The following is a 3,379-nucleotide window of genomic DNA, read 5'->3' on the forward strand; positions in this document are numbered from 1 at the left end:
GCTGCATCAACAGGCCGGACACACGGCAGCACCTGATCCTGCGCGCACAAATCTCTCCAACACCCCCTTGAATCCGATGGGGCGTCCACACACGGTCATTCCGCTGGCGACCCTACCCAGTCGTCCACGCATCGCCCTATGAACGCTGAAACCGGACACGTGAGGCTAGACCGAACACGCGTTGGCTGGCATCATCCGGGCATGACCTTCCATGTTCACAGCGCGGTTCTCGCGACCATCGGACGAATTAACCGCCCGGCCTGATGCGTCGGGCCGGGGCTGTCCGTGTGAACATCACGACGTTTTAGCGTCTTGCAAGGTCATTATGCATGTCTACAAATGAGACTACACTGCACCTCGTGTGCGGGAAGATCGCGGCTGGGAAATCGACACTCGTCACCGAACTGGGACGCCGCTTGAGCACGGTGATTGTTCGGGAGGACCACTGGCTGTCTCGCCTATATCCTGGAGAGCAGAACACCCTTGACGATTACGTTCGAAACTCGACACGCCTGCGAAGTGCCATCGGCCCACATTTGATCGATTTGCTTCGCAACGGGCTTTCAGTTGTCCTCGACTTTCCCGCTAATACTCCTAATAGTCGCGCGTGGATGCGCACCCTCTTCGAGGATGCGCGTTGCGCGCACCAGCTTCACTATCTCGACGTGCCCGATCAGGTCTGCAAGGCTCGTCTCAAACGCAGAAATGAAAGCGGGGAGCACGAATTCATTGTCAGCGATGAAGAGTTCGACTTAATCACCGCCTACTTCGTTCCACCCTCACTGGACGAAGGTTTCGAAGTATTCGTGCATCGAACGTAACGAAGCGCCGTCTGCTTTCGCAATTAGCAGTTCGATAGCGGACGGGCAGGAACCCACCCTGAACGGTCGTTCCGCGTCCGACCCATACAAGTCGGTACGGAGCCTATCCCAAATCCCAGAAAGCGGACATAGACAACGCATCCATAAGTAGTGTTTCTGCTGACATCGACACTTTTAAGATGCAAAGATCCGCCAGAAAATCAGCTCCGTTACTCGACGGATAGATCTTTTAAGTGGAAATTAACCGAGGTTGCCCTGTCTCATTAATAGGCAATCTGCCTATTAATTGGGGGATGGAATGCAATTTTTCCGGGACACGAGAATAATCGTTAAAATATCATTACCGCTCGTCCTTACAATCATGATCAGCGCAGGTCTGATCGTCTATGCACAATCTGTGATGCAGGGGCTTGCAGATCAGACAGCCAGGATCGTCGACTTCCAGGCCAGCCGTCTGGATGCGCTCCTGCATATGCGCGGCGGCATCACCGAAGCCACCGCTATGGACCGGAATATGCTGCTGGAGACAGATCCAACGAAGAAGGCACGCTTCCGGACACTTCAGCAAACCGCAATGACCGAAGCCCGTGAGGCCTCGGATCGGCTCGTGACTTTGGCGGACACACCTGAGCGACGGAGTGGCAACGCGGCCGTGCGCGAGGCCGTCGAGGGCTTCTTTAAGACGCTCGATACCGTGTACGACCTCAGTATGCGTCAGCAGGGTGACGAGGCATTCCGGCTTGCCCGTGACGTTGGCATTCCCGCCCGGCTCAAGATCAATGAGTGGATGCAGGCGCGATCCAAGCTCCTGGCTGAGGAACTCGCCGCGGCGAAGGCTCAGGCCGCTCAGAATGCCGATCATGGGACCTACATGCTGGTTGGATCTGCTGCTCTTGGTCTAATAGGTGCGTTGGTTCTGGCAGGGCTGATCGTGATCTTCGGGATCACCCGTCCGCTCGGTAGCCTGGTCGTGGTGCTGCAGCGGATGGCGCGCGGCGAGGTCGATGCCGAGATCCGAGAGGCCGGCCGCGGCGACGAGATCGGTGCCGTCGGCCAAGCGGTCGAGGGCATCAAGGCCATGGTCGCCCGCAAGGCCGCCGAGGAGGCCGAGGTCAAGCGCCTGGCCGACGCGGCCGCCGCTGCCGAGCGGAAGCGCACCATGGTCGAGCTCGCCGACGGCTTCGAGCGCGCCGTCGGCGGCATCGTCGGCCTGGTCTCGTCCTCGGCCACCGAACTGCAGGCCACCGCCCAGCAGATGACGTCCACGGCCACTGAGACCGCCGCGCAGTCCACCGGCGTGGCTGCCGCCGCCGAGGAGGCGTCGACCAACGTCAACACGGTCGCGGCCGCCGCCGAGGAACTCGGCTCGTCGGTGCAGGAGATCGGCCGGCAGGTCGCCGGCTCGGCCAACCTCGCGCAAGTCGCCGTCGGCGAGGCGGATGAGACCGCTCACCTCGTCCAGGCACTGAGCCAGAGCGCGGCCCGGATCGGCGACATGGTCGGCATGATCTCAGGGATCGCCGCCCAGACCAACCTGCTCGCGCTCAACGCCACGATCGAGGCAGCGCGCGCCGGCGACGCAGGTCGCGGCTTCGCGGTGGTGGCGACGGAGGTAAAAGCTTTGGCGGACCAGACTGCCAAGACGACCGAGGAGATCGCGCGCCAGATCGGCGAGGTCCAGGGTGTGACCGCGCAGGCGGTGACGGCGATCGGCGGGATCACCGGCCGGATCCGGGAGATCGACAACGTGGCGACGTCGATCGCGGCGGCGGTCGAGGAGCAGGGCGCAGCGACCCAGGAGATCGTGCGCAACGTGGCGCAGGCCTCGGCGGGGACGAGCGCGGTGACGGGCAACATCGCCGGCGTGGCGCAGGCCTCGGAGGAGACGGGGGCGGCCGCCGGCCAGGTCCTGTCGGCGGCCTCGGAGCTGTCGCGGCAATCCGAGCATCTCGGTGCCGAGGTCGCCCGCTTCCTCGCAACCGTGCGCGCCGCCTGACCCAATCCTGTCCTAGCCAACGTGGGGCGGGTTGACTGTACCCTCGCGACGTCCGCTTCCGCCTCATCTTTGAGCGGAAGCGGACGGGCAGGAAACCACCCTGAGCAGCCCTCCCGCTCCCAACTCAACCCGGTCGCTGGCGGCACTCGTCGACAAGACAGAAAACAGACGACCACGACTGTCGTCGTAGGCAAACGCGTCCGCCGCGTTAGCGGCTGCGCCATCTTCTTGCATCCTAGGCTTAACTGTTCGGACAGCGTACGAGGGGCAAGGGCGCGAGGGCCGTCAGGTCTCCCGGACCCGACGGCCGCGGTGTCGGGTCAGGAGTTCGCCTTGTCAGACGGCGACTTGATCAGCTCCTCAAGCTTGTCCGATATCGGGAAGTTGAGGTTGAGGTCCCTCAGCGGGATCGGGGGCTTGAACCATTTGACGTAGAGCTTGCTGAGCTCCCCGGACTTCATCAGCCTGACCAGGGTCTCGTCGACCAGCGCCTTGAACTCGGGATCCTCGCGCCGGAACATCAGCGCGTAGGGATCGGCCGAGTAGGCCTTGTCGAGGATCC

General features: G+C 62.4%; 3 protein-coding genes. 2 read left to right on the plus strand and 1 reads right to left on the minus strand.

What is annotated here, in order from left to right; translation table 11 throughout:
- The first annotated feature begins 329 nt into the window (after positions 1 to 329).
- Both ACQKQD_RS34030 and ACQKQD_RS34035 read left to right on the plus strand, forming a co-directional pair.
- The gene (locus ACQKQD_RS34030; protein WP_427510991.1) at positions 330 to 821 is read left to right on the plus strand and encodes an AAA family ATPase; all 492 of its coding nucleotides are present in this window, start codon (positions 330 to 332) and stop codon (positions 819 to 821) included.
- A gap of 298 nt (positions 822 to 1,119) precedes the next feature.
- Positions 1,120 to 2,817: a methyl-accepting chemotaxis protein gene (locus ACQKQD_RS34035; RefSeq protein ID WP_427510992.1), complete on the plus strand. Its 1,698-nt coding sequence runs from the start codon at positions 1,120 to 1,122 to the stop codon at positions 2,815 to 2,817.
- Between the two features lie 320 nt (positions 2,818 to 3,137).
- Here ACQKQD_RS34035 and ACQKQD_RS34040 read toward each other — a convergent pair.
- Positions 3,138 to 3,379, minus strand: a 242-nt coding sequence (locus ACQKQD_RS34040) for a transporter substrate-binding domain-containing protein (RefSeq protein ID WP_427510993.1), incomplete at its 5' end; no start/stop codon positions are given.

Source organism: Methylobacterium sp. NPDC080182 (assembly GCF_050281105.1).
In the GTDB taxonomy this organism is placed as follows: Bacteria; Pseudomonadota; Alphaproteobacteria; order Rhizobiales; family Beijerinckiaceae; genus Methylobacterium.

Coding starts and splice junctions, on each gene's coding strand:
- ACQKQD_RS34030 (WP_427510991.1), top strand. CDS start 330: ATGTCTACAAATGAGACTACACTGCACCTCGTGTGCGGGAAGATCGCG.
- ACQKQD_RS34035 (WP_427510992.1), top strand. CDS start 1,120: ATGCAATTTTTCCGGGACACGAGAATAATCGTTAAAATATCATTACCG.